Consider the following 23,267-nt stretch of genomic DNA (forward strand, 5'->3'; position numbering starts at 1 on the left):
CCCCCCCCCAGCCCCGCGCCCACCCCACAGCTCCCCGCCCCCCCCCCGCCCCCGCGCGCGCCGCCCGGCGGGGGCCCGCTCACCCGGGGGCGCCGCCCCGTCCGGTGGCCACCCGCCACAGCCGCCGCCACCACCCCCGCAGCCGCCACCTCCGCCACCGCCGTCACCACCACCGCTGCTACCACCATCGCCGCTGGACGAGCTCGGTGGCTCGACGGCGCTTGCGAGACCTGGGTCCAGCGACAGCAGTGCGGCGCCGCCGAAGATCGCCGCGGCGAGCGCGGCACTTTCGGCGCCATAGGTGGCGTAGGCCGGCGAATTGGACGGCCGCAGATGCGCGTTGCTGCTGGTCGCGTTCTTGCGGGCCAGCCTGCCGAGCGGTGTCAGCCGCGGTTTGGCCACCAAGAAGAAGTAGCAGAAAGCCTGCATGATCAGTGCGAGCACGAGGAACGCGACCGGGTTGTGGTTCAGCGTCCCTGCGACGAACCGCACCACGCCGACCGCTCCGACGATCAACACCGGCAGCCCGGCGTCGCGCAGGCTGCGCCGGAAGGCCGCGTCGGGAAAGTAGCCGCGCTTGATCATCGAGTCGCGCAGCGGACCGAGCGCCGCCGCCGAACCTGCGGTCAGCGCGGCGACCGTCGGCTTCGCCCCGGCGGCGATCCGTTCGTAGATCGACCGGGTGAACGGATCCAGTTGCCTGCGGTCCTCGGCGTTCAGCGGCCGCGCCGGCGCCGCGGCGGAGTCGATGAGGTCGTGGCTGCGCAGCCGGGCCAGCGCGGTCAGCACCGCCCGGCGGTCGTCGAACAGCATGGCGATCTCGGGCAGCGACAGCTCCGTGCCCGGTCGTTCGATACCGCGGGTGTCGACCGCGCCGCGGGTCACCCGCAGCCGCATCCACAACCCGAGCAGCACCGCGATGGCCACGCACGGCCAGTACAACGCCATGAAGTCCGGTCCGGAGATCCCCCAGGTATCGCCCGCGGCCATCAGGTCCAACACAGTCATCTCTACCCCGAAATCACGCCGGTACTGCAACGCCCCAAGTATGGGCCGCCGGTAACGATGCCGACAGTGTTGGACCCGAAACGTAACTCAGCCGATCTTTCACACCCGTCGCCACAGCCCTGTGGATGGCTGGGGATGATTCGATGGTGTGGTGACGCGACGCGAGTATCAGGTGAACGCCGCACCCGCACGGGGCACCGCGAGCCGCGTGTTGTTCCGCCGCACCCTCGGCGGGCGCGAGTTCGTGCTGCGCCAGACGATCATCGAGCCGGGCGGCAGCAGCGGCTGGCACTATCACGACGGCACCTTGTTCGTGCTGGTCACCAAGGGCGTGCTCGACCATCCCAGCGCGGATTGCGTGCCGGTGACCTATCGCCGCGGCCGAATTTTCCGCGAACCGAGCGGCCCTCGTTTTCCGCATGTCGCACGTAATCGAGGTTCGGTCGCCGTCCACCTCTGCGTGCTCTACCTCAACCCGGTCGGGAGTCCGCTGTCCCGCAGCGTGCCCGCACCGGACTGCGCCGAGTAGCGGTCAGGTCGCGGGCTGGCAGGCGTCGCGCAGCGAACACGCGCCGCAGGCACTGCCGCAGCCGCCGACTTCGGCGGGCGGGGCGATGGCGGCGGCGGTCGAGGCCGCGGCGTTGGCGCCCGCGCCGAGGGTGAACAGGGCGACGATGGCCGCACCCGCGCCGCCGAGCAGAGCGACGAGGCCGCTGGCGGCGAGCGCGACGAGACCACCGGCGAACAGCAGCGCCCCGGCCGCCAATGAGGTGGGGGCGGCGACCCGATTCGCGATGCGGAAGGTCTCGTCGTCGGACAGCGCGGCCTCGGTGTGCACCCCGACGAAGCGGTTGCGCGGCAGCTTGCCGATCAGCCCGAGTGCGCCGGTTGTGACGGCCACGAGGGCCAGCACGAACAAGACGAGAGCGACGACGAACACCCATGCAGGCTAGCGCATCGGTGCTATCGGCCCGCCGGGCGCTCCCCCGCAACCGACTAGCACTCGATAGTCCACCACCCCGGACGAGCGCTTTCCACACTGCGTCGCAGCAGGTTGCCGACGTAGCAACCAAACGCATTATTGGGTCCGCTCACATGGGAACGACAACTCGCGAGTAACGCGAAGGCGGTGCGGCGCAGTCGCATACCGACGGGCGGGTAACTTCGTTCCCGGCGCGGAAGCGGACGCGCCGAAGGAGTCCGCACAGCCCGATTTTCAGTACTGCGGTCCGCACGTTCTACCCTGATAGACGAAGTTTGTCGGGGATCGGCGATCACAAGAAGGCAGGACCGTGCAGGACACTCGTGCAACCGATAGCGATGTACCCGAGCATCGGTACAACGCCGAGCTTGCCGGCCGCATCGAACAGCGGTGGCAGCGGACTTGGGCGGAGCGTGGCACCTTCCACGCGCCGAACCCGGTCGGCCCACTCGCCGGTGACACCCCGGCCGACAAGCTGTTCATCCAGGACATGTTCCCGTACCCCTCGGGTGCGGGCCTGCACGTCGGGCATCCACTCGGCTACATCGCCACCGACGTCTTCGCGCGCTACCACCGGATGCACGGCCGCAATGTGCTGCACGCCCTCGGCTTCGACGCCTTTGGTCTGCCCGCGGAGCAGTACGCGGTGCAGACCGGCGCGCACCCGCGGGTGACCACCGAGTCGAACATCGCCAACATGCAGCGCCAGCTGGGCAGGCTCGGCCTGGGCCACGACAGCAGGCGCTCGTTCGCGACGACCGATCCGGAGTACTACCGCTGGACCCAGTGGATCTTCCTGCGCATCTACAACTCCTGGTACGACCAGGAGTTGAACCGGGCGCGCCCGATCGCGGAGCTGGCCGACCAGTTCGCCACTGGCGCACGGCCGGTCCCGGACGGGAAGTCCTGGGCCGAGCTGAGCACCGCCGAGCGCGGGGCGCTGCTGGACTCCTATCGCCTGGTGTACCTGACCGATTCGATGGTCAACTGGTGCCCCGGCCTGGGCACGGTGCTGTCCAACGAGGAGGTCACCGCCGACGGCCGCAGCGAGCGCGGCAACTTCCCGGTGTTCCGTAAGCGCCTGTGGCAGTGGATGATGCGGATCACCGCCTACGCCGACCGGCTGATCGACGACCTGGACCACCTGGACTGGTCGGATCAGGTGAAGACGATGCAGCGCAACTGGATCGGGCGGTCGCGCGGCGCGCAGGTGAAGTTCGACGTGGCGGGCGAACAGATCGAGGTCTTCACCACCCGCCCCGACACCCTCTTCGGCGCGACCTACGTCGTGCTGGCGCCGGAACACGAGCTGGTCGACAAGCTGACCGCGGCGGACTGGCCCGCGGGCACCGATCCGCGCTGGACCAACGGCAACGCCGCGAACCCCGCGGAAGCCGTTGCGGCCTACCGCAAGTCGATCATCGCCAAGTCGGATCTGGAACGGCAGGAGAACAAGGAGAAGACCGGCGTCTTCCTCGGCGTGCACGCCGTCAACCCGGCCAACGGCGCGGCCGTTCCGGTCTTCGTCGCCGACTACGTGCTGAGCGGCTACGGCACCGGCGCGATCATGGCCGTGCCCGGCCACGACCAGCGCGACTGGGAGTTCGCCACCGCGCTGGGCCTGCCGATCGTGCAGGTGATCACCGGCGGCGATATCACCGAGTCCGCCTACTCCGGCGACGGCGAGCTGGTGAACTCCGGCTATCTCGACGGCCTGTCCGTCGAAGACGCCAAGGCGACCATCATCGCCAGGCTGGAGACCGAGGGGCACGGCAACGGCACCATCCAGTACAAGCTGCGCGACTGGTTGTTCGCGCGGCAGCGCTACTGGGGCGAGCCGTTCCCGATCGTCTTCGACGAGGACGACCGGCCGCACGCGTTGCCGGAATCGATGCTGCCGGTACAGCTTCCGGAGCTGGACGATTTCGCGCCGGTCACCTTCGACCCGAACGACGCCGACTCCCAGCCGTCCCCGCCGCTGGCCAAGGCGACCGACTGGGTCCACGTCGAGCTGGACCTGGGCGACGGGCTCAAGAAGTACCGCCGCGACACCAACGTCATGCCGAACTGGGCGGGCAGCTCCTGGTATCAGCTGCGCTACGCCGACCCGACCAACTCGGAAGCGTTCTGCGCCAAGGAGAACGAGCAGTACTGGCTGGGCCCGCGCCCGGCCGAGCACGGCCCGGACGACCCCGGCGGCGTCGACCTGTACATCGGCGGCATGGAGCACGCGGTGCTGCATCTGCTGTATGCGCGGTTCTGGCAGAAGGTGCTGTTCGATCTGGGTGACGTCAGCGGCAGCGAGCCGTACCGGAAGCTGTTCAACCAGGGCTACATCCAGGCCTACGCCTACACCGACGAGCGCGGCGCGTACGTGCCCGCCGCCGAGATCGTCGAGCGGGACGGCAAGTTCTACTGGACCGATGCGACCGGCACCGAGATCGAGGTGTTCCAGGAGTACGGCAAGATCGGCAAGTCGCTGAAGAACGCGGTCTCGCCGGACGAGATGTACGACCTGTACGGCGCGGACACCTTCCGTTTCTACGAGATGTCGATGGGTCCGCTGGACAGCTCGCGGCCGTGGGCGACCAAGGATGTCGTCGGCGCGCACCGGTTCCTGCAGCGGGTGTGGCGGCTGGTGGTGGACGAGGAGACCGGCGGGGTGCGCGTCGCCGACACCGCACCGTCGGCGGAAACTCTGCGGCTGCTGCACAAGACGATCGCCGGGGTCGACGAGGACTATGCCGCGCTGCGCGACAACACCGCGGGCGCCAAGCTGATCGAGCTGACCAATCACCTCACCAAGACCTACCCCGAGGGCGCGCCGCGCACGGTGGTGGAGTCGCTGGTGCTGATGCTCGCGCCGCTGTCACCGCACATCGCCGAGGAACTGTGGGATCGCCTGGGCCACACCACATCCCTGGCGCACGGGCCGTTCCCGGTGGCCGATCCGGCGCTGCTCGTCGACGAGTCGGTCGAGTATCCGATTCAGGTGAACGGCAAGGTGCGCAGCCGGATTCAGGTGCCCGCGGACGCCGACAACGCCGCCATCGAAGCGGCCGCGCTGGCCGACGAGAAGATCGCCGCGCTGTTGAACGGTGCGGCGCCGCGCAAGTTGATCGTCGTCCCCGGCCGGCTGATCAACATCGTCGCGTAAGCAGCGGACGGGACCTCGTCATCCGGCGAGGTCCCGTCTACTGGCGAGGTTCCGTCCGTGGTTCCGCGCGGGCCGGGAGTGGCCGCCGCCTAGCTCGACGCGGGCCGCAGCACGATCTCCGTCGGGTGCCCGTCCCGCGAGGTCTCGACCGCATTGCGCACCGCACCCGCGACCGTCTCCGCTCGCAGGAACTGCTCCGGCCGGTACTCGCGGCCCTCGTGCGCGATGATCTCGCGCTGCATGTCGGTGTCGATGCGGCCGGGATGAATCGAGGTCACCCGCAGCGACGGCTCCTCCAGCCGCAGCGCGTCGGCGAAGGCGCGCAGCCCGAACTTGCTCGCGGCGTAGGAGGCCCAGCCCGCGTTCGCGCGCAGCCCGGCGCCCGAATTGATCAGCAGCACATGGCCGTCCGCGGCGCGCAGCGCGGGCAGCAGCACCCTGGTCAGCTCGACCACCGCGATCAGGTTGGCCTCCAACGTGTTTCGCCACTGCTCGACGGTGGAGTCGGCGATGGTGCCCAGATCTTGGATACCGGCGTTGTGCACGAGCACGTCCAGCCGCCGGATCGGCGCGGCCGCTGTCGCCACCGCCGCATAGTCGGTCAGCTCGACCGGCCAGCCGGTGGCGTCGGGTATCTCTTTCAGGATGTCGCGCAGCGCGTCGGCGGACCTGGCGCCGAGCAGCAGCTCGTGCGACGGCGCGAGCTCGCGGGCGATCGCGGCGCCGAGGCCACGGCTGGCGCCGGTGATCAGCGCGGTCGGCTTCGGAGAGCTGGTCACGGCATAGGTCATGCGCCCCACCGTAATAGCTCGGCAAAACGGAGCGATGCACGCATACAGCGACAGTCGAATCTCGAGCAGCGAATTACGGACGGGGCATTCGAGCGTGAGAACCGCCGAGCACGAGCCGCCCACCGACGGGTGGGACCAGGCCGAGTCGGACACCGCCGAACGGGCGTACTTACGGGTGGCACCGCAGAATAGGGGGATGGCACACCCGGGTTTCACCCCGACACAGCTCGCGGCCCGCGCCGCCTACCTGCTGCGCGGCAACGACCTGGGCACCATGACCAGTGCGGCGCCGCGGCTGTATCCGCACATGTGGAGCTGGGATGCCGCCTTCGTCGCGGTCGGGCTGGCGCCGCTGAGCGTGGAACGCGCGGTCATCGAGCTGGACACGCTGCTCTCGGCGCAGTGGAAGAACGGCATGATCCCGCACATCGTCTTCGCCAACGGCGTCGACGGCTACTTCCCCGGCCCGTCCCGGTGGGAGTGCCGCAAGCTGGCCGCGAACGCGCCCGACGGCCCGGACACCTCGGGCATCACCCAGCCACCCGTGCACGCCATCGCGGTGCAGCGCATCCTCGACCACTCCCGTAGACACGGCCGCAGCACCCGCGCGGTCGCCGAGGAGTTCCTGAACCGCCGCTGGCCGGACCTGGTGCGCTGGCACCGCTGGCTGGCGCACGCCCGCGACCCCAAGGACACCGGGCGCATCACGCTGTATCACGGCTGGGAATCCGGCATGGACAACTCGCCGCGCTGGGACCGGGCCTACGACAACGTGGTGCCCGGCGACCTGCCGCCGTACCACCGCGAGGACGTGCTGGTGGTCGCCGATCCGACGCAGCGGCCGAGCGACCGCGAATACGACCGCTACCTGTGGCTGGTCGAGCAGATGCGCCGGGCGGGTTACGACGATTACCAGCTGTCCTCGACGATGAGTTTCGCCGTCGAGGATGTGTTCGTCACCGGGATCTTCGCGCTGGCCTGCGAGGTGCTCGCCAATATCGGCGAGGAGTACAAGCAGCCGCACGCCGACGTGCGCGAGTTGTACGCGTGGGCCGACCGCTTCCGGGCCGGCGTGGTCGCGACCACCGATGCCCGCACCGGCGCGGCCAGGGACTTCGACGTGCGCTTGCAGCGCTGGATCGGCACCGAGACATTGTCGATGTTCGCGCCGCTGCTGTGCGGCGGGCTGCACCGCGACACCGAACGCGCCCTGCTGCGCACGTTCGAGGGGCCGCGCTTCTGCGGGCATCCGGATCTGCGCTACGCGCTGCCGCCGTCGACCTCGCCGGTGTCGCGCGACTTCCGCTCGCGCGAGTACTGGCGTGGTCCGGTGTGGCCGGTGATGAGCTGGCTGTTCTCCTGGGTGTTCGCCCGGCGCGGGTGGGCCGAGCGCTCGTTCATGCTGCGCGCAGAGGGTCTGCGCCAAGCCAGCGACGGCAGTTTTGCCGAGTACTACGAGCCGTTCACCGGCGAACCGCTCGGCAGCATGCAGCAGTCGTGGACGGCTGCTTCGGTGCTCGACTGGCTCGGTTGAGCCCGGAAACCAGGGGTTTGCGGGCGGTCAGCGCCGCATTCCGGTAAACGTTGCGCAACTGCCACTCTCGTAACACTGGTCACAAGTAGATCAAATAGCTATCGTCGAACGCCATGGACACCCCTCGTTGGAGCTCCACCATCCGTCGTCACGGCACGGCCCTGTCTCTCATCGCGCTATCCGGCATCCTCACGGCTACCTTGTCCGGGACCGCGGCGGCCGCGCCGACCGGTCCGGACGTCTCGTCGTGGCAGCACATCGACGGCAGGCTGATCGACTGGTTCGCGGTGAAGCGGGCCGGGCACGACTTCGCCATGGTCAAGGCCACCGAGGGCGTGAGCTACATCAACCCCTACTTCGTGCCGGACAGCCTGCTGATGCGGGCCGCGGGCGTCGCGCGCGGGACCTACCACTACGCCAGGCCGAACCTGCCGCCGGAACCGCAGGCCGCGCTCTACGCCACGGTGGTGCTGGGCCAGAACGGCGCACTGGACCTGCCGCCGGTCCTCGATCTGGAGACCACCGGCGGGCTGGCACCGGCCGCGCTGATCGACTGGACCCGCCGCTACCTGAACACGGTGCAGGCGCTGACCGGACGCACCCCGATCGTCTACACCTATCCGAACTTCTGGCGCACGGCGATGGCCGACACCACCGAGTTCACCCGGTACCCGCTGTGGATCGCCGACTACCGGGGCAACGAGGCACCCGAGGTGCCGGGCGGCTGGCCGACCTGGACGTTCTGGCAGACCACCGACAGCGGCGGCATCGACGGCATCACCGGCCGCACCGACTTGAACGTATACAGCGGCGCGCAAGGCGATTTCGCGCGCTTCGCCAATATGTAGCGACCGACGGAACCACGAAACCGCCACTCCTGCAGGTAGGTTCAGTGGCGGCTTCGTGGGAAGGGCCGGGCGTTACGCGCCGATCCGGCCGCCGTTCTTCTTCCAGACGACCGCGACCGAGGCGCGCGGCTGGGCGGTGCCGCCATCGGGCCAGTGCGACAACGGGGTCTCCGGCGTCGCGTCGTCGGCCTCACCGGGATGCTGCACGCACACCAGGACGCGCGACTCGGTGACCACCGGGCCACACGTCTCGGCGCCGCGCGGCACGGTCAGGAACTGTTTGGTCGCACCACGATTCGGGCCGTCGAGCACCACCGAGAACAGGCCGTCATTGGACTTGAGGGCATTGCCGTCGGTGGAGATCCACAGGTTGCCGTAGGGATCGAAGGCCAGGTTGTCCGGGCAGGAGATCGGGCTGACCTTGGACTTGTCGAAGCCGGCGAAGTAGGTGTCGGCGGCGTTCGGATCACCGCAGACCAGCAGCAGCGACCAGGTGAACTTGGTGCCGGTGTGGTCGTCGTCGATCTCGAGGATCTGGCCGTTCTTGTTCAGGTTGCGCGGGTTCGCCTCGTCCGGCCCCTGCTTGCCGTCCTTGCCGCGGTTGTCGTTGTTGGTCAGCGCCACATACACCTTGCCGGTGTACGGGTTGGCCTCGAAGTCTTCCGGGCGGTCCATCTTGGTGGCGCCGACCTTGTCCGCGGCCAGCCGGGTGAACACCGCGACCTCCTCCGCGCTCATGCCCTCGACCAGCGACTTGCCCTTGCCGTCCGCGCCGGTCTCCAGCAGCGGAAGCCATTGGCCGGTACCGGTGAAACCCTGGTCCGAGGGCTTGGCGCCGGTGCCGTCGATCTTGTCGGCGTGGTCGCCGGTCAGCTTCGCCACGTACAGCGTGCCCGCATCCAGGATGGTCAGGTTGTGCCGCATGCTCGACGCACCGCTGCCCGACTGCACCTTGCGCGTGGACACGAATTTGTACATGTAGTCGAACTTTTCGTCGTCGCCGGTGTAGGAGACGACGTCACCGCTCTCGGTGACGTAGATGCTGGCGCCCTCGTGCTTGAGCCTGCCCATCGCGGTGTGCTTGATCGGCGTCGAGGCAGGATCCCACGGGTCGATCTCGACGACATAACCGAATCGGTTGGCCTCGTTCGGTTCCTGCGCGACGTCGAAGCGCTTGTCGGTGCGCTCCCAGCCGTTGGGCGTCTTGCCCGCGGTGAAGCCGTACCGCTTGAGCCGGGCCGCGACGGTGGCTTCGGTGGCCTTGTCGCCGTTGGCGAAGTAGCCGTTGAAGTTCTCTTCACCGGAAAGCACGGTGCCCCAGGGCGTTACGCCGCCCGCGCAGTTGGCGATGGTGCCGAGCACCTTGGTGCCGGTGGGATCCGCGGCGGTCTTGACCAGGTCGCTGCCCGCGGCAGGCCCGGTGAGCTGGAACTCGGTGGTCGCGGTGATCCTGCGGTTGTACTTGCCGAAGGCCGGCACCAGCTTGCCCGTGCCCGGCTCGCCGCGCACCTCGACGACGCTCAGGCCGTGCGCCGCCTGGGTGATCGCGATCTGCTCGTCGGTCGGCGCTTCCTTGTCGTAGCCGCGGAACATGTGCGGGCCGGTGGTGTACTCGTGGTTGACCACGAGCAGGAAGGCGTTGGGCTGCCCCTCGATCGGGAGCAGCGCGGCGAAGTCGTTGTTGTAACCGAACTGCTTGGCCTGCGCGGCGGCCGACTGCTTGTCGAAGTCGAAGGCGGGCGCATCGGCGAAGATCGGGTCACCCCAGCGGATCACGACGGACTGGTCGTAGCCGTCCGGGATCACGATGGCGTCCTCTTTGTTCGGCGCGACCGCCGCGAACTCGGTACCGGTGCCGGGCGGACCACTCGGCGACGGAGAAGCGGAACCCGCCTTGTCGACATCATCTCCGCAAGCAGCGAGCACACTGCCCGCGCCAACCGCGAGCACGGCCGCCGCGCCGCCCTTGATCAGTCCGCGCCGATTCAGGGAACTGACGATATCGCCGAAGTACGCACCACCGGAGGTGTTGGGCACCTCGTGGAAACAGGCGTTCGCGCATTTGTATTCGCAGGTCACCGAAGCTCGTGCGGATTGCCCGTCGTGCTTCACGAAGAGGGCGAGGGGGATCAGGCTCACGGCCGAACCGTAAACGACCCGGACAATCCGGAAACGACGTAAAGGTGAACAGCTGACCAATTAGGGAACCCTCAGTTGTGCTGGCAACCACTCCGCACACACGAAGGCCGCGTCGTTCGAGAAGCTCGAAACAACGCGGCATTCGGTGCGGCGCTAGGCATTCACCGCAAGGGCGATGACGACCTCTTGCTCGTGCTCCGGCAGGTAGTGCACCCGCAGGATGCGTCCCACCTGCACCTGCCCGACAGTGCTCGGTGCGAGGAACTTTTCCACGCGGGTGCCGAAGGTCGATCCGTCCGGCCGGGTGACGACCAGCCCGAGCGCGATCTTCGAGTGCCCGTCCCGGATCTCGCCGGTGACCGACAGCGACTGCACCACCGCCTGGGTGGCGATGCCGCGCTCGGCGATGTCGAGCTTGTGCCGGGTGGTGATGCCCTTGCGGATCATCGACTCGTTCATCGCCTGCTGCGCCATGGATGCGTCGCCCGACATATCCACCTCGACCTTGTCGGTCCGGCCGGGCAGGTAGCGCACCGGCAGCACCACCCCCGGTTGCAGCAGCGCCAATTCCGTCAGCGGCACAATCATTTTCGCCGCGGCGGTGAAGGTCTTCCCGTCGATACCCTCGACGCTGAACTGGATGCGCACCTGCGGTTGGTCGTTGACGGTCACGCCGGTCTGCGCGAACGAGGTGATGGTGCCGAGCCCGACCAGGCCGTCGCGGAACTCGGCGCTGTTGCGACCGGTGAAGGCCGCCATGACGCCGTCGCCGGTGAAGGCGAAGACCATGGGGACGAGGGTGAGCGCGAGCATCGGCAGCACCAGCTGCCAGCCGAGCCAGCCCATCCCGGTCGGCTCGTAGGCCGACGAGCTGGTGTATGTAAGGCCGTGCAGGAGGTAGTAGCCGACGGCCAGGGCGGCGAGTGCGACGGTGATCCAGCGGATGTTTTTCATGATGTTCCTTGATGATTCGAGAAGTTCGGTGCCGATGTCGGCCCGCTCGAGCAGAACTCGAGCGGGCCGGGGACGGTTGCGGTCTGGGACCTGCGCGCTCACAAGCGCTGTGATCAGCCGCCGACGACGGTCGAGCAGGCGAAGGTGATGTCGAACTTCGACGTCTTCGGGCCGGCCAGCGGGTTGGCCAGGTCGGCGCTGACGCCTTCACCGGTCACCTTGTAGGTGTTGCCGTCCTTGGTGAGCTCGGCCGAGCCGCCCGGCATCCCGTTGCCGTAGCCGATCGCGTACGGCTGGCCCGCGTCGCCGCCCTTGCTGCCCGCGATACCCACCGCCTGCACGGTGTCGGTGCCGGTGATGGTGGCGCTGACCGAGAGGTTGCCGTAAGCGGCGTTGGCGGCGTCGGTCAGCGCGAGGGCCAGGGTGCCGCCCTGCTTGGCGCAGGTGGTGGTGAACGTCGCGTCGAACGCCTTGCCGTCGACCGAGGCGGCGGACTTGCCCGACGGCGCCGGCGCGGCCTGCGGGGCGGGGGCGGCCGAGGACTTGGCCGGGGCGCTGCTCGCGTTGTCGCTGCACCCGGTGACGAAGAGGGCGGCAGCGGCGGCGGAAGCGACGAGGGCTGCGGTGACAGACTTGGTGTTCATGGTTTCTCCTGAGTTCGTTCGGCCCTGGGTGTCTGGGCCGATACGAGAAAGGTAGGAACGGTTCGCGGCCTACCGATCCCAGGTTTTGCCGGGGTCGAATCGCATATAAGTCCGTTAACCTGGTCGAATGCGACGACCGCGCGCCATGGTGCTCGACGAGGTGTGGCGCAAGCTCGACGGCGTCGAACCGCTCAGCGGTCCGCACGGCGGGCCGTTGCGCCGCACGGTGAAACTGATCCTCGATCCGCTGGTGATCCGGCCGGTGCAGCATCCCGCGTGCGCCGGTCCCGTCGTGACGGCCGACGGCGCGGTGCTGCTCGCCGCCAGGGTGCACGCCGCGGCGGACGTGCTGCACGCGACGGCGGCCTGGTTCATGCTGCTCAAGCAGGTACGGCGGGCACTACGGATCACCGAGGGCAACCCGCAGGATGTGTACTTCCAGCGCTGTTTCGAGTTGGCGACGACCCGGGGCATGCCGGATACGGTGCGGGACCGGGCGGTAGCCGAAGCGACGCTGCGCGACGTGCACGAGTACGCGGCGGGCCGCACCACTCAGGCGTTGAAAGAGTATGTCGCCGAACGGGCTCCGGAGCTGGCCGGTCTGATCGAGGTCGCTTGGCGCCGACGGCCGGTGGCGGGTCCGGCGGGCGGTGACCACAGCGCGGCGTGCACCGCGTTGCTCGACGCCTGCGCCGCCGCGCGGCTCGGGCAGCAGCGGGACAACGGGCAGGCGGACTGGGATCGGCTGGTCGCCGGGCATGCGGGAACTCATGCCGGAATACGGCTGTGGCGCAACGAATCCGGCTACTCGGCAGCTGAATTGGGGCTGACCATGCATGTCGTGCCGCAGTCCCCCGCGGTCGGTGCGTCGGCCTCGACCTCGACCCTGGGGCTGCCGTTCGATCGCACTGTCTACGAACGAGTGTTCACGGCACTACAGGCTTCCAGCGAACGTGCTGAACTGCCGACTGTTCCGGAGTTGGTGGCCGCCGAGATCGCCCGGAGTTGTGCGCCATGGGCGCTGTTGGACGAGACGCTGCGGGTGGCCGCGACGGTCGGGGTCGCGCTGGCGAACGGGCTCGCGCCGATCGAACCCGCTGCTCGCGGCCGGCTTGCCGAGGCCGGCATCGCCCTTGTGGCAGTGCAGGATTCGACGGAGACCACGGCGCATCGGGTCATCAACAGCCGGTGGCAGCGTGAGGCTTACGTGTTACAGGCCCGACGACTGGTGGTGCGGGTCGGCACCGAGTCGCCGCCGACCGGTCCGCTCGCCGCGATCGCCACCGAATTGTGTACACCGTGGCGTCCGTACCTGCGGCGACTGTGGGTTCGCCTGCACGGGCGCGATGTGCGCGAGTTCGCGGTGTACGACCCGGACGAGCTGTGGGATCTGCTCGACGGCGTGGCGCGCTCGGTCATCCTCGATCATCGGACGCGGGTCAAGCAGGCGTTGAGCGCCATTGCGGCCGAATCGGATTCGACGGAATCGAGGGCGAGCTGATGACCGGCACGGTGCAGGTTCGGCAGGCGGCCGACGGGCTGTGGATCATCGGGCCCGAAGGAGCGCCGACCGTTCTCGACGCGGCGGCGGCCATCGACGTGCTGGTCCTGGAGGCGGCGGGCGGGCACCTCACCTGGAGTCTGCTTGCCGGTCAGTCGACTCCGGCAGCGGTGCTCGATGATGTGAAGCTCGCGCAAGAGTGGCTCTGGGCAGTCTTCGGTGAGCAGGTCGCGCTGGCGGTCGACGCGGGGGAAACCGGGGAACTGGTTGCCGCGCCGGGGATGCCGGAGCTGGTCAGCGATGCGTGGCGACTCGGGTACGCGCACTGGGCGGCACGGTGGTGGCCCGCATCGATCATCGACGGCATCGCCCCACTGGACGAGCGACTGCTGCGCGCGGAGATCGCGACGCTGTCGGAAGCGTGCGAGCTGATCGTGGACGGCGCGGACGAGTACATCGAAGTGGCTGACCAGCATGCCGACGAACTGGCTGATATACCCGGCCGGGCAGAGGATTACGCGCTCGCGGCAGGTCCGGCGACCAGTGTGCCGAGCGGAGCGCTGGTGCTGGCCAGAGGCTCCGGCGGGTGGGACTGGCACCGCTGCCCGCCCGGACTGCTCGACGCTTCGGAGCAGGCGGTGTCGTGGGAAGTGGTTCGTACGGCCGGAATTACGACGGTCCTGGTGCGGGTGGTTGCCGCAGCGCGTGGCGACGTGCCACCGCATCTGCATCCGTACGCGCTGGTGCGCACGTCCTCGGCCACCGCCGTGGCGCCACTGACCCTCGCCGGGGACATGTGGGTCGCAGAGGTGCCCGCACCGGAAGGCGCGGAATCCACTGTGACAGTGGATGTATATGTGCCGGGTGTCGGCGTCACCGAGCCGGGCAGCCCGGAAATGCGCCGCCGTGTGCGCGATCTCGCCCTGTCGCGGCTGCGTCGCGCGACGGACCCGCCCGACAATCCCACTGATACTCCCCTGTTGGCGGAAATTGCTGCCGCCGAATCGGATTCGGATTTCTGACATGATCGAAGAAGCGCCCGCCGACGGTCGCGAGCTCCTGGTCGCGGGCGGTGAGGCGTACAGCCGCGGCGACACAGCCGGGGCCCTGAAAATATTCGAGGACGCCGCCCGGACCACCACCGGCGACGTCCGCCTCGGCGCCATCGTCAACGCGGCGAGCATGGCGGACGAGCTCGGTGACCACGCCAGATCGCTGAGCCTGTACCGCGAAGCGCTCGCCGCGATGCCGGTGGACGCGCCACGGTTGCGACCCACCGCGTTGGTCAACATGTCGCAGGCATTGCAGCACCTCGGCGAACTCGACGAAGCGCAAGCGGCATTGGAGCAGGCGCGCACATTGCTCGCCGACACCACCGATCAGGGCGTACTACGCGTCTCCTGCCTGCTGTCGCTGACCGCCGTGGCCCTGCATCGGCAGCACTGGGCCGACGCCGCCGAACTGGCCACCGAATCTCTGGATGCGGCATGGCGTTTCGCGCCGCACCTGGCCGGGCATCCGCTGATGAACCTTGCCGCAACGTATTTCGAGACCGGACGCCGTGACCTCGCCGTCGACTTCGCCGGACAGGCGCTCGCCGCGTTCGAGGCGGCGGGTGACCGCAATGCCGTCGCCGAGACCCAGCAGAACCTCGCCACCATGCTGGTCCGCGTCGAACGTTACGACGAGGCGGAAGCGCCGCTGCGCGCCAGCCAGCAGTATTTCGAGCAGGCCGGGCTCGGTTACCGCGCCGGAATCGGGCTCAAGACCTTGGCTTTCCTCGCCGAAGGCCGCGAGGATCTCGACCAGGCGCAGCAGCTGTACCGCCGCAGTCTGGCCTACTTCGTCGAGTCCGGCGCGGTGCTCGACGCCGCCGACCTGCGCATGCGCCTGTCCACCGTGGCTTTCAAAACCGGCCGGTTCGCCGAGTGCGAGGTCTTGCTGGCCGAGGCGTTCGGCGCGTATGCCGAACGTGGCCTCGGCCTGCACTGCGCCCAGCTGGACTTCTGGCATGCGACGCTGCTCGACGGTGCCGTCGCCGCCTCGGACGAGCCCGCACCCGAGCTGCTCGCCCAGGCGGTCGACCTCGCCGTTCCGGCCGCGCTGGCCATCGATGCCGTGCGCTACACCCTGCCCAACGGCAACCAGCGCGACCAGTGGAACCGCCAGATCGCCGACCCGGCCATGCGATTGGCCTTCCGCTTCGCCTACCTCTCGGGCAACGGGCTGCTCCTCGCCGACCTGATCGAGACACAATGCGCGGGTACCACTGTGAACATCGATAGATCCGACGGCGGCCGCGCCGTCCGGCTGCCGCTCGAACTGCTCGATCCCCCTGCCGATCCCGCCGGACGAGCCGGTACGACCGCGCTCCAGCTGGGTGCCGCGCTGGCCGAAGTCGCGGCGAGCGCGGGCCTTCCGGTGTCGCCGCCGCCACGACTGGCGCTGGCCGCGGAGGGCCGGATCGCCTTGGACCCCTACATCGCCGCCGCCGAACAACGCTACGGCCGGGTGATCCGCGACAGCCGGGTGCTGACGGTATGACGCCGGACCAGCCGACCGTCGTGGTGCGCATGGCGGATGCGGGCGATGTGTACATGTCCTGGCGCTGGGCCGGGGATACCGCGCCGCGCGGGGCCGCCATGCTGCCGGGTGAGCCGGTGCTGGCGGCGGTGCGACGACTGGCCGATGCCTTGCCGCACCCCGCCGAGCCGGGCGGTCTCGAACGCTCGCTGACCACCGGGGCGTTCGCCGCCCACGACACCGAGTACCTTGTCGCCCAGGCGCTTTCCCGCGCGTTGCTGCCGCAGGGCCTGGCCGCCCAGCTGTACGAGCTGTACCAGCGCGGGGTCCGTCCGCACATTCGCCTGCAACCGTCGCCGCGGGTGGCTCAGGTGCCGTGGGAGCTCATCGCCCCCGGCCCGGAGGTCCGGCTGATCGACATCGCCGACGTGAGCCTGCTGGCACCGGCCAGCATCGTGCACGCGCCGGAACGCCTGTCGCGCAGGTGGACCGAGACGCAGCACGTACCCGTCGTCGCCCTCCTCGACCCACGCATCCCCGGTTTCCGGGCCGATTCGACGCTCGGCTCGGTGCTCGGTCGCATGACCGCGGATGCCCCACTGACCCAACGGATTGCCGCGTACGCCGCGCAGCACCGCTTGCAGCCCGCGGTAGTCGACCCGACGGAGGTTTTCCGCCGGACCGATATCGACCGCAGCTGGCTGAGCAAGGCCCTACTCGACGGCGCGAGCCGTCTGATCTACGTCGGCCACGTCACCGCCGCACCACCGGAATCCGGCCAGAGCGAAGACGCCGAACTCCATCTACCGTGCACCGCCGATACTCTCGGCTTCGCCGTGCCGAACCGCACCCATCGACCGTTGTCCGCCAAGGACTTCCTGCTCGGCACCCACACCCTCGCCGCGGAACCCACTGACGGCCGCGACCTTTGGCCCAGCCCCAGCCGGGTGGCGCTGATCGCCTGCGAGAGCGGCGGGGACCTGCGCTTCACCGAGGCGCTCGGGCTGACCGCCGCCATGATCAACAACGGTGCCGAGCTGGTGACGGCCAGTCGCTGGCCGCTGCCCACCGATCTCGCCTTCCACCGCATCGCGGGCGCGCCCGCGCACGCCCACCCGCTGCAAGACGCCATCTGCGCCATCGACGCGGCGCACGAACAACCGGACCCGGTGACCGCGCTCGCGCACTGGCAGCGCGAGCGACTGCAGGCCTGGCGCACCGAACGCAGCATCGAGCACTCGCCGCTGCTGTGGTCGGCGTTCGCGACGCTGTGCACGTGAATGACGCTGTGCACGTGAGCGACGCTGTGCGCCCGAGTGAAGCTGTGCGCCTGAGTCAGCCACGGAGTCCGCGGTCCACCGTCGGATGCACGCCGAGGACGTCGAGCATCTCGGAGATGGACATGGCCCGGAACTCGGTCGCGCCCGCGTAACCGGGCCGGGCCGCGTCCGCCAGTTCGGCGTACAGGTGCAGTCGGTCGTAGTCGGCCATCGACATGATGACCGCCACTTCGGTTCCGTCGTCGGTGATTACCGCGTCCTCGCCGGTGGCCACCACATCCCGGACGACGGCGGCGATGTCCGCGGACAACTCGTGCAGATTGCGTGTGTTCGTGTTGGGCATGCTCCGCATTCGGAGCCGCGCGCCCTTTTGGATCGGGGCGTCACCGTCTTGTTAGCGCGATGACCGGAATGGTGCGGTCGGTTTTGGTTTCGTGCTCGGCGAAAAACGGATAGGCCTGCTTCAGCATGGTCCACACGCGGTCATATTCTTCGCCCGCGAACGGGGCGGCGAGCGCGGTGTAGGTTTCGTCGCCGATTTCGACCGTCACCTCCGGGTCGGCCACCAGGTTCCGGTACCAGTCCGGGTGTTCGGGGGCGCCCAGGTTCGAGGCGATGACGAGCAGGCGGTCGCCATCGTCGTGAAACATCATCGGGGTGGTGTGGGCCCGGCCCGTGGCACGGCCGGTAGTGGTGAGCAGCACAAGTTTGTCGCGCTGCATGCCCTCGATCTCACCGCCCGCCCGGAATTGGGCAATGGTGGCGCGGTTGATTTCCTTGAAGTCCATGGGTTCGCCTCCGGTGGTTTGTAGTACACAGATCACCCGAACGAATGGCGTGTCCGGAAAATGCGACACCCCTGGCGTCAGGTGCGGTGTGCGAGGAGGTGCTGCATGATCAGGCGGGTCAATTCCTCGGGCGCCTGTTCAGGGATCCAGTGCGACACTTCCTCGAGCATTTCGAATCGATACGGGCCGGTCACGTACTTCTCGGTGGCCATGGCCGCGGTGGAGCCGACGGTGCTGTCGTCGGTGCTCCAGACGTAGAGCGTCGGCACCGATACCGGGCCGGTCGGTCCGGACAGATGCATTGCGCGATACCAATTCAGGGCCGCCGTCAGCGCTTCCGGCTGCGCGAGCCGGTGTACGTAGTCGTCGATCCGTTCCTCGGCGATCTTCCATTCGAAGATCTTCCGGAGTCCCGCCCCGTCGTCCATGAGTAGCGCCCGCTCCGCCACCCGCGGTTTCCGGAGTAGCGAAAAGTATTGCGACCGTTGTGCTTGATCCTCGTCCTCGGTCATTGCCCGCAGGAAGGCGGCGGGATGCGGCAGCGACACCGCGGTGAAACTGCGGATTCGTTCCGGGATATCCGCCGCTGCCGCCCACCCGACATAAGCCCCCCAGTCGTGCCCGACCAGATCGAACCGCTGCCAACCCAATTGGTCGGCGATCGCGATGACATCGCCGACCAATTCCTCGAGTCGATAGTCGGCCACTTTGTCCGGCCGCACCCCCGGCGAGTATCCCCGCTGATCAGGCGCCACCACATGGCACCCACCGCCACCGAGCGCATGGAGCTGGAATTCCCATTCGATCGCCGCCTCCGGAAACCCGTGCAGCAGCATCACTTCCCGCCCACCGGCTTCCCCACTCGACAGCGCATCGAACGTCCCCGCAGCGGTCGGAATCTCAATCGCCTCGATCACGCGTCGACTCTAGAGCCCCTCGGTTTTTCCGGTGATCGGCTATCCGGTCACCGGGCAGGCCGACTGATCTCGCAAGCACATGGGTAACTCCCCGGGTACAGGCTGACCAGCCCACTTACTCCCCGCCAGCCGCCAACGCCCCGGTCCTCGCGCCTGAGTCTGGCCTGAATACGCGGAGAGGCGGGCAAGCGAGGCGGACAAGCTCAGTGTTCGTCGTAGTGTCCGTCGTGTGCGGCGTGGCGGTGGCCGTCGTGGATGTAGTCGACGTGGTCGCCGTGCTGCACGGTGTCGTGGCCGCAGCCGTCGCCGTGCTGGTGTGTGTGGTTGGCGTGTTCCGTGTGGCCCTGCGGCTCGCACTCGTCGTAGTGACCGTCGTGTTCGCGGTGCAGGTGGCCGTCGTGCGCGTAGTCGACGTGGTCGCCGTGCTCGATCACCGTGTGCCCGCAGTCGGGGCCGTGGGCGTGGTCGTGCGCAGTGTGCTGCATGTGTGCCGTTGTCATCAGATCTCCCTCTTTCCGAACATGGACAGATGGATATGTGAGCGAAGACACATTAGCAGATGCGCATCAATGCAGTTAGCCAGGGGTGCGCTACAGCACCTGAGAAAGGAACCTTTGCAGGCGTGGAGTCTCGGCGTTGTCGAACAGCGCGTCGGGCGTGCCGGTCTCCACCACCTGCCCCTCGTCCATGAAGACGACGCTGTCGGACACCGTGCGAGCGAAGCCCATTTCATGGGTGACCACGATCATCGACATGCCGCCCGAGGCGAGATCGGCCATGAGCGCGAGCACGCCCTTGACCAGCTCCGGGTCCAGCGCCGAGGTGGCCTCGTCGAAGAACATCACCTCCGGCTTCATGGCCAGCGCGCGGGCGATGGCGACCCGCTGCTGCTGTCCGCCGGACAGGTTCGCGGGCCGGGTGTCGAGCTTGTCGGACAGCCCGACGATCTCCAGTTGCTCCACCGCGACCGCGCGCGCCTCGTCCTTGGACAGTCCGCGCAGCTTGCGCGGGCCGAGCGAGACATTGTCGGCCACGCTCTTGTGCGGAAACAGGTTGAAATGCTGGAACACCATGCCGATGCGCTGGCGCAGCTTGTCCGGGTCCTCGGTGAGCACGGACTTGCCGTCGAGCAGCACGTCACCCTTATCCGGCTCGTACAGCCGGTTCAGCACGCGCAGCAGCGTCGACTTGCCGGAGCCGGACGGGCCGATGACCGTGGTGGTCTTGCCCGCGTCGACGTGGATGTCGATACCGCGCAGCACATGGTTGTGCCCGAGGGTGAGGTGCAGTCCGGTGCCGGTGAGGGAAGCACTCATTTACCCGCGCCCTTCCGTGATCGTGGCGGCCTGGACCGGGTCGATCGGCCGGTCCGGCCGTCCGGTGCGCATGCGGCGGTCGATGTAGTTCACCAGGTGGGTGAGCGGGATGGTCAGCAGCAGGTAGACCAGGCCGGCGGCCACCAGCGGGGACAGGTTGCCGGTCTGCGCGTTGAGGTCTCGCCCGACCGCGAACAGTTCGCGCTGGGTGGCGAGCAGGCCGAGGAAGTAGATCAGCGACGAGTCCTTGACCAACGCGATGAACTGGTTCATCAGCGCGGGCAGCACCCGTCGCACGCCCTGCGGGATGACCACCAGCGTCATTGCCTGCCGGTAGCCGAAACCGATGGCACGGGCCGCTTCCAGCTGACCGGCTTCCACCGACTGGATACCCGACCGGAAGATCTCGCCGATATAGGCCGAGGCCAGCAATGCCAGCGCAACCGCGCCGAGCCAATACGGATTGTTGCCGGTCAGATTGCGCGCCACCGGGCCGATGCCGAGGCCGATCAGCAGAATGATCACCACCGCGGGCAGGCCGCGGAAGATGTCGGTGTAGATCCGGGCGGGCCAGCGCAGCCAGCGGGTCCGGGCGATGCCGGCCACCGCGAGCAGCATGCCGAGCACGGTGCCGAGCACACCCGAAACCACGGCGAGGATCAGGGTATTCGGCAGACCGGTCTTGAACAGATCGGGGAAGGCCTGGCGGTACAACGACCAATCGAAGAACGTGTCCTTCAACTGCTGCAGCGTGGATTTCGGCGCGTTCTGCGCGGCCGCATCGGGTGCGCGTTCCGCGGCAAGGGCGGCGAAGTCCGGCAGTTGCGGCAGCGGCGCCGCCTTGGAGCCCGGCTTCCAGCCCGGCGGCAGCTGCCTGGGCACCCAGTCCTGGTAGAGCTTGGCGTAGGTGCCGTCCGCGATGACGGCGTCGAGGCCGCTGTTGAGCGCGTCGGTCAGCGGCTGGTTGGTCTTGGCGACCGCGTAGCCGACGAAGTTGTCGAGGCTGAAGGTGTTCTGCGACACCGTCGTTCCGTCGCCCGGCCGGATCGCACCCTCGGCCTGCGCCGACGGCGCCACCCAGGCGTCGATCTGGCCGGACTTCAGGTTGGCGTAGGCGGTGTTGTAGTCCGGGAACTTCACCGGGTCCAGGCCGAGCTGGTTCACCACGAACTCGTCCTGCACCGTGCCCTGCACCACCGCGATCCGGGTGCCGCGGTTCAGGTCCGAGAAGCCTTTGACGGCACTGCCGACCGGGGTGACGAGGGAGAAGTAGCCGAAGTCGTAGCCGTTGGTGAAGCCGACCAGCTGGCGACGGGCGTCGGTGGTGGTGATGTTCGACGAGGCGACGTCGAAGCGGCCGCCCGCGACCTGGGCGAGCAGGCCGGAGAAGTCGGTGCCCGAGAACTCCACCTGCAGACCGAGTTTCGCGCCGATCGCCTTCAGCAGTTCATTGTCGAAGCCGGTGAACGAGCCCTGGCCGTTCACACAGATGCTCGGCGGCGCGTCCGAGAGCGTGCCGACGCTGAGCTTGCCCGGTGCGATCAAACCCAGCTTCGAGGTGTCGATCGAGGTCAGCGGCGCGGTGGTCGCGGTGGTGTATTTGTCCGCGCCCGCGGCCTGCGCGGAGGCCAGGTTCGTCGGCGCGGCCGCGGCCGCACTCAGCCCCGGCGGTGAACACAGATTGCGTGCGGTGGGCGCGTCGTCGGAGCCGGAACCGCACGCCGTGGCCGCGAGACCGACGGAAAGCAATATCACGGCGATCAACGCACGAGACCGCACAGCGGGCAGACCAGCCATGATGAAGAACCCTAGCGGCGTCCGAGTGCTAACCCGCAGCTACCCCATCGTGGACGAGGGGCTCAGGCGAGTCCGCTGACCTGCTCGGGGTTCACTTCGTCGCGCCAGCGGATCGCCAGCTCGACCTCGCTGAGGTCGTACTTCGGACCGCTGACCCCGATGGTGAACAGCGAAACGCCCGCGTCTACGAAGGCCTGCGCCTCCTCCGCACCCGGCCACTGCACCGAGCGCTCGATCTTCGACTGGTCGGTGCCGACGGCCGCGCAGTGGTCGGCGAGCACCTTGTTCTTGTGCGCGAGCGAGTCGAGGTCGGCGAAGCTGTGCCACACGTCGGCGTACTCGGCGACCAGGCGCAGGGTCTTCTTCTCGCCACCGCCGCCGATCAGGATCGGGATCTCGCGAGTCGGCTGCGGGTTCAACTTCTTCAGGCGGGCGCTGATCCGGGCCATGTTCTCTTTGAGCAGGGCGAGCCGGGTGCCCGCCGTGCCGAACTCGTAGCCGTATTCGTCGTAGTCCTTCTCGAACCACCCCGCGCCGATGCCGAGGATGAGGCGGCCGTCGCTGATGTGGTCCACCGTGCGCGCCATGTCGGCGAGCAGGTCCGGGTTGCGGTAGCCGCCGCCGGTGACCAGGGCGCCGAGCTCAACCCGCTCGGTCTGCTCGGCCCACGCGCCGAGCATGGTCCAGCATTCGAAGTGCGCGCCCTCGGGGTCGCCGCTGAGTGGGTAGAAGTGGTCCCAGTTGAAGACGATGTCGACGCCCGCGTCCTCGGCACGCAGGACCGCGTCGCGGATCAGCCCGTAGTCCGGTGCGTGCTGGGGCTGGATCTGGACGCCGATACGCACCGCGCGGGTCATGCCGCCACCTCGCTACGCTCGCTCATGAAAGCCTCCTCGTCGCTTCGGGGTCGGTCCCCTGTCGAGGCTACCGGCGCCGACGGTAAGCGGCCTGGACACTTGGCAATCCGGTCCGCGGCCGACTGGCGCGCCGTACGCGTGTCGCGCGCGAACTCGAGCATTTCGAGCGGGAATCGAGCAGACATAGTAATGTCGCCGGTCAACCCTTACTCGGATCGTCCGGCACGTTCC

Annotated in this window: 21 protein-coding genes; 8 read left to right on the top strand and 13 right to left on the bottom strand. The window is 68.4% G+C overall.

Annotated elements, in window-relative coordinates; all coding sequences use genetic code 11:
• A partial coding sequence (locus tag DBO33_RS44390) for a TIGR04222 domain-containing membrane protein (protein ID WP_199856504.1) occupies positions 1-1,008 on the bottom strand: 1,008 nt, incomplete at its 3' end.
• A 151-nt stretch (positions 1,009-1,159) separates the two neighbouring features.
• Here DBO33_RS44390 and DBO33_RS00885 point away from each other — a divergent pair.
• Positions 1,160-1,537 (top strand): cupin domain-containing protein, encoded by a 378-nt coding sequence (locus tag DBO33_RS00885; RefSeq protein WP_234390626.1) that lies wholly within the window; start codon positions 1,160-1,162, stop codon positions 1,535-1,537.
• Positions 1,538-1,540: 3 nt separating this feature from the next.
• Here DBO33_RS00885 and DBO33_RS00890 read toward each other — a convergent pair whose 3' ends face one another.
• A complete protein-coding gene (locus tag DBO33_RS00890) occupies positions 1,541-1,948 on the bottom strand; it encodes an SdpI family protein (RefSeq protein WP_107653345.1) in 408 nt (135 codons plus the stop codon).
• A gap of 352 nt (positions 1,949-2,300) precedes the next feature.
• Between DBO33_RS00890 and leuS the strand changes: the two genes are divergently transcribed.
• Positions 2,301-5,147, top strand: coding sequence for a leucine--tRNA ligase (leuS, locus tag DBO33_RS00895; protein ID WP_107653346.1), 2,847 nt, complete (start codon positions 2,301-2,303; stop codon positions 5,145-5,147).
• Between the two features lie 89 nt (positions 5,148-5,236).
• Here the strand turns inward: leuS and DBO33_RS00900 are convergent, their stop codons facing one another.
• Positions 5,237-5,938, bottom strand: coding sequence for an SDR family oxidoreductase (locus tag DBO33_RS00900; RefSeq protein ID WP_107653347.1), 702 nt, complete (start codon positions 5,936-5,938; stop codon positions 5,237-5,239).
• 196 nt (positions 5,939-6,134) lie between these two features.
• On the opposite strand from DBO33_RS00900, the gene ggh reads away from it, so the two are divergent.
• Both ggh and DBO33_RS00910 read left to right on the top strand, forming a co-directional pair.
• A complete protein-coding gene (ggh, locus tag DBO33_RS00905) occupies positions 6,135-7,472 on the top strand; it encodes a glucosylglycerate hydrolase (protein WP_107659842.1) in 1,338 nt (445 codons plus the stop codon).
• Positions 7,473-7,585: 113 nt separating this feature from the next.
• The gene (locus tag DBO33_RS00910; RefSeq protein WP_107653348.1) at positions 7,586-8,320 is read left to right on the top strand and encodes a glycoside hydrolase family 25 protein; all 735 of its coding nucleotides are present in this window, start codon (positions 7,586-7,588) and stop codon (positions 8,318-8,320) included.
• Between the two features lie 72 nt (positions 8,321-8,392).
• On the opposite strand, the gene DBO33_RS00915 is transcribed toward DBO33_RS00910, so the two are convergent.
• The 3 genes from DBO33_RS00915 to DBO33_RS00925 form a co-directional block, all read right to left on the bottom strand.
• Positions 8,393-10,459 (bottom strand): PhoX family protein, encoded by a 2,067-nt coding sequence (locus tag DBO33_RS00915; RefSeq protein WP_107653349.1) that lies wholly within the window; start codon positions 10,457-10,459, stop codon positions 8,393-8,395.
• Between the two features lie 153 nt (positions 10,460-10,612).
• Positions 10,613-11,413, bottom strand: coding sequence for a hypothetical protein (locus DBO33_RS00920; RefSeq protein ID WP_107653350.1), 801 nt, complete (start codon positions 11,411-11,413; stop codon positions 10,613-10,615).
• Positions 11,414-11,526: 113 nt separating this feature from the next.
• Positions 11,527-12,057: a lipoprotein LpqH gene (locus tag DBO33_RS00925; protein ID WP_107653351.1), complete on the bottom strand. Its 531-nt coding sequence runs from the start codon at positions 12,055-12,057 to the stop codon at positions 11,527-11,529.
• 145 nt (positions 12,058-12,202) lie between these two features.
• On the opposite strand from DBO33_RS00925, the gene DBO33_RS00930 reads away from it, so the two are divergent.
• From DBO33_RS00930 to DBO33_RS00945, 4 genes are read left to right on the top strand one after another with little or no spacing between them, the layout of a single operon-like run.
• A complete protein-coding gene (locus DBO33_RS00930) occupies positions 12,203-13,558 on the top strand; it encodes a hypothetical protein (protein WP_107653352.1) in 1,356 nt (451 codons plus the stop codon).
• Positions 13,558-14,580, top strand: a complete 1,023-nt coding sequence (locus DBO33_RS00935) for a hypothetical protein (protein ID WP_234390627.1) — start codon at positions 13,558-13,560, stop codon at positions 14,578-14,580. Before DBO33_RS00930 ends, DBO33_RS00935 begins: the two co-directional genes overlap by 1 nt.
• 1 nt (position 14,581) lies before the next feature.
• Complete coding sequence (locus DBO33_RS00940) at positions 14,582-16,102, top strand: tetratricopeptide repeat protein (RefSeq protein ID WP_107653353.1); 1,521 nt, start codon at positions 14,582-14,584, stop codon at positions 16,100-16,102.
• The gene (locus tag DBO33_RS00945) at positions 16,099-17,361 is read left to right on the top strand and encodes a CHAT domain-containing protein (protein WP_107653354.1); all 1,263 of its coding nucleotides are present in this window, start codon (positions 16,099-16,101) and stop codon (positions 17,359-17,361) included. Before DBO33_RS00940 ends, DBO33_RS00945 begins: the two co-directional genes overlap by 4 nt.
• Before the next feature lie 55 nt (positions 17,362-17,416).
• On the opposite strand, the gene DBO33_RS00950 is transcribed toward DBO33_RS00945, so the two are convergent.
• The 7 genes from DBO33_RS00950 to DBO33_RS00980 form a co-directional block, all read right to left on the bottom strand.
• Positions 17,417-17,704, bottom strand: a complete 288-nt coding sequence (locus DBO33_RS00950) for a type II toxin-antitoxin system Phd/YefM family antitoxin (RefSeq protein ID WP_107653355.1) — start codon at positions 17,702-17,704, stop codon at positions 17,417-17,419.
• A gap of 40 nt (positions 17,705-17,744) precedes the next feature.
• Positions 17,745-18,218 carry a nitroreductase family deazaflavin-dependent oxidoreductase gene (locus DBO33_RS00955; protein WP_234390628.1) on the bottom strand — a complete coding sequence of 158 codons (474 nt, stop codon included), beginning with the start codon at positions 18,216-18,218 and terminating at the stop codon, positions 17,745-17,747.
• A gap of 8 nt (positions 18,219-18,226) precedes the next feature.
• Positions 18,227-19,066 carry an alpha/beta fold hydrolase gene (locus tag DBO33_RS00960; RefSeq protein ID WP_234390629.1) on the bottom strand — a complete coding sequence of 280 codons (840 nt, stop codon included), beginning with the start codon at positions 19,064-19,066 and terminating at the stop codon, positions 18,227-18,229.
• A 203-nt stretch (positions 19,067-19,269) separates the two neighbouring features.
• Positions 19,270-19,566 (bottom strand): hypothetical protein, encoded by a 297-nt coding sequence (locus tag DBO33_RS00965; RefSeq protein WP_107653357.1) that lies wholly within the window; start codon positions 19,564-19,566, stop codon positions 19,270-19,272.
• Positions 19,567-19,656: 90 nt separating this feature from the next.
• Entirely contained in the window at positions 19,657-20,382 is a 726-nt protein-coding gene (locus tag DBO33_RS00970) for an amino acid ABC transporter ATP-binding protein (protein WP_107653358.1), read from the bottom strand.
• Positions 20,383-22,179: an ABC transporter substrate-binding protein/permease gene (locus DBO33_RS00975; protein WP_107653359.1), complete on the bottom strand. Its 1,797-nt coding sequence runs from the start codon at positions 22,177-22,179 to the stop codon at positions 20,383-20,385.
• 62 nt (positions 22,180-22,241) lie between these two features.
• Positions 22,242-23,036 (bottom strand): LLM class F420-dependent oxidoreductase, encoded by a 795-nt coding sequence (locus DBO33_RS00980; protein WP_107653360.1) that lies wholly within the window; start codon positions 23,034-23,036, stop codon positions 22,242-22,244.
• Positions 23,037-23,267 lie beyond the last annotated feature (231 nt).

Origin of the sequence: Nocardia suismassiliense (assembly GCF_900269665.1) — a bacterium.
Classification (GTDB): domain Bacteria; phylum Actinomycetota; class Actinomycetes; order Mycobacteriales; family Mycobacteriaceae; genus Nocardia; species Nocardia suismassiliense.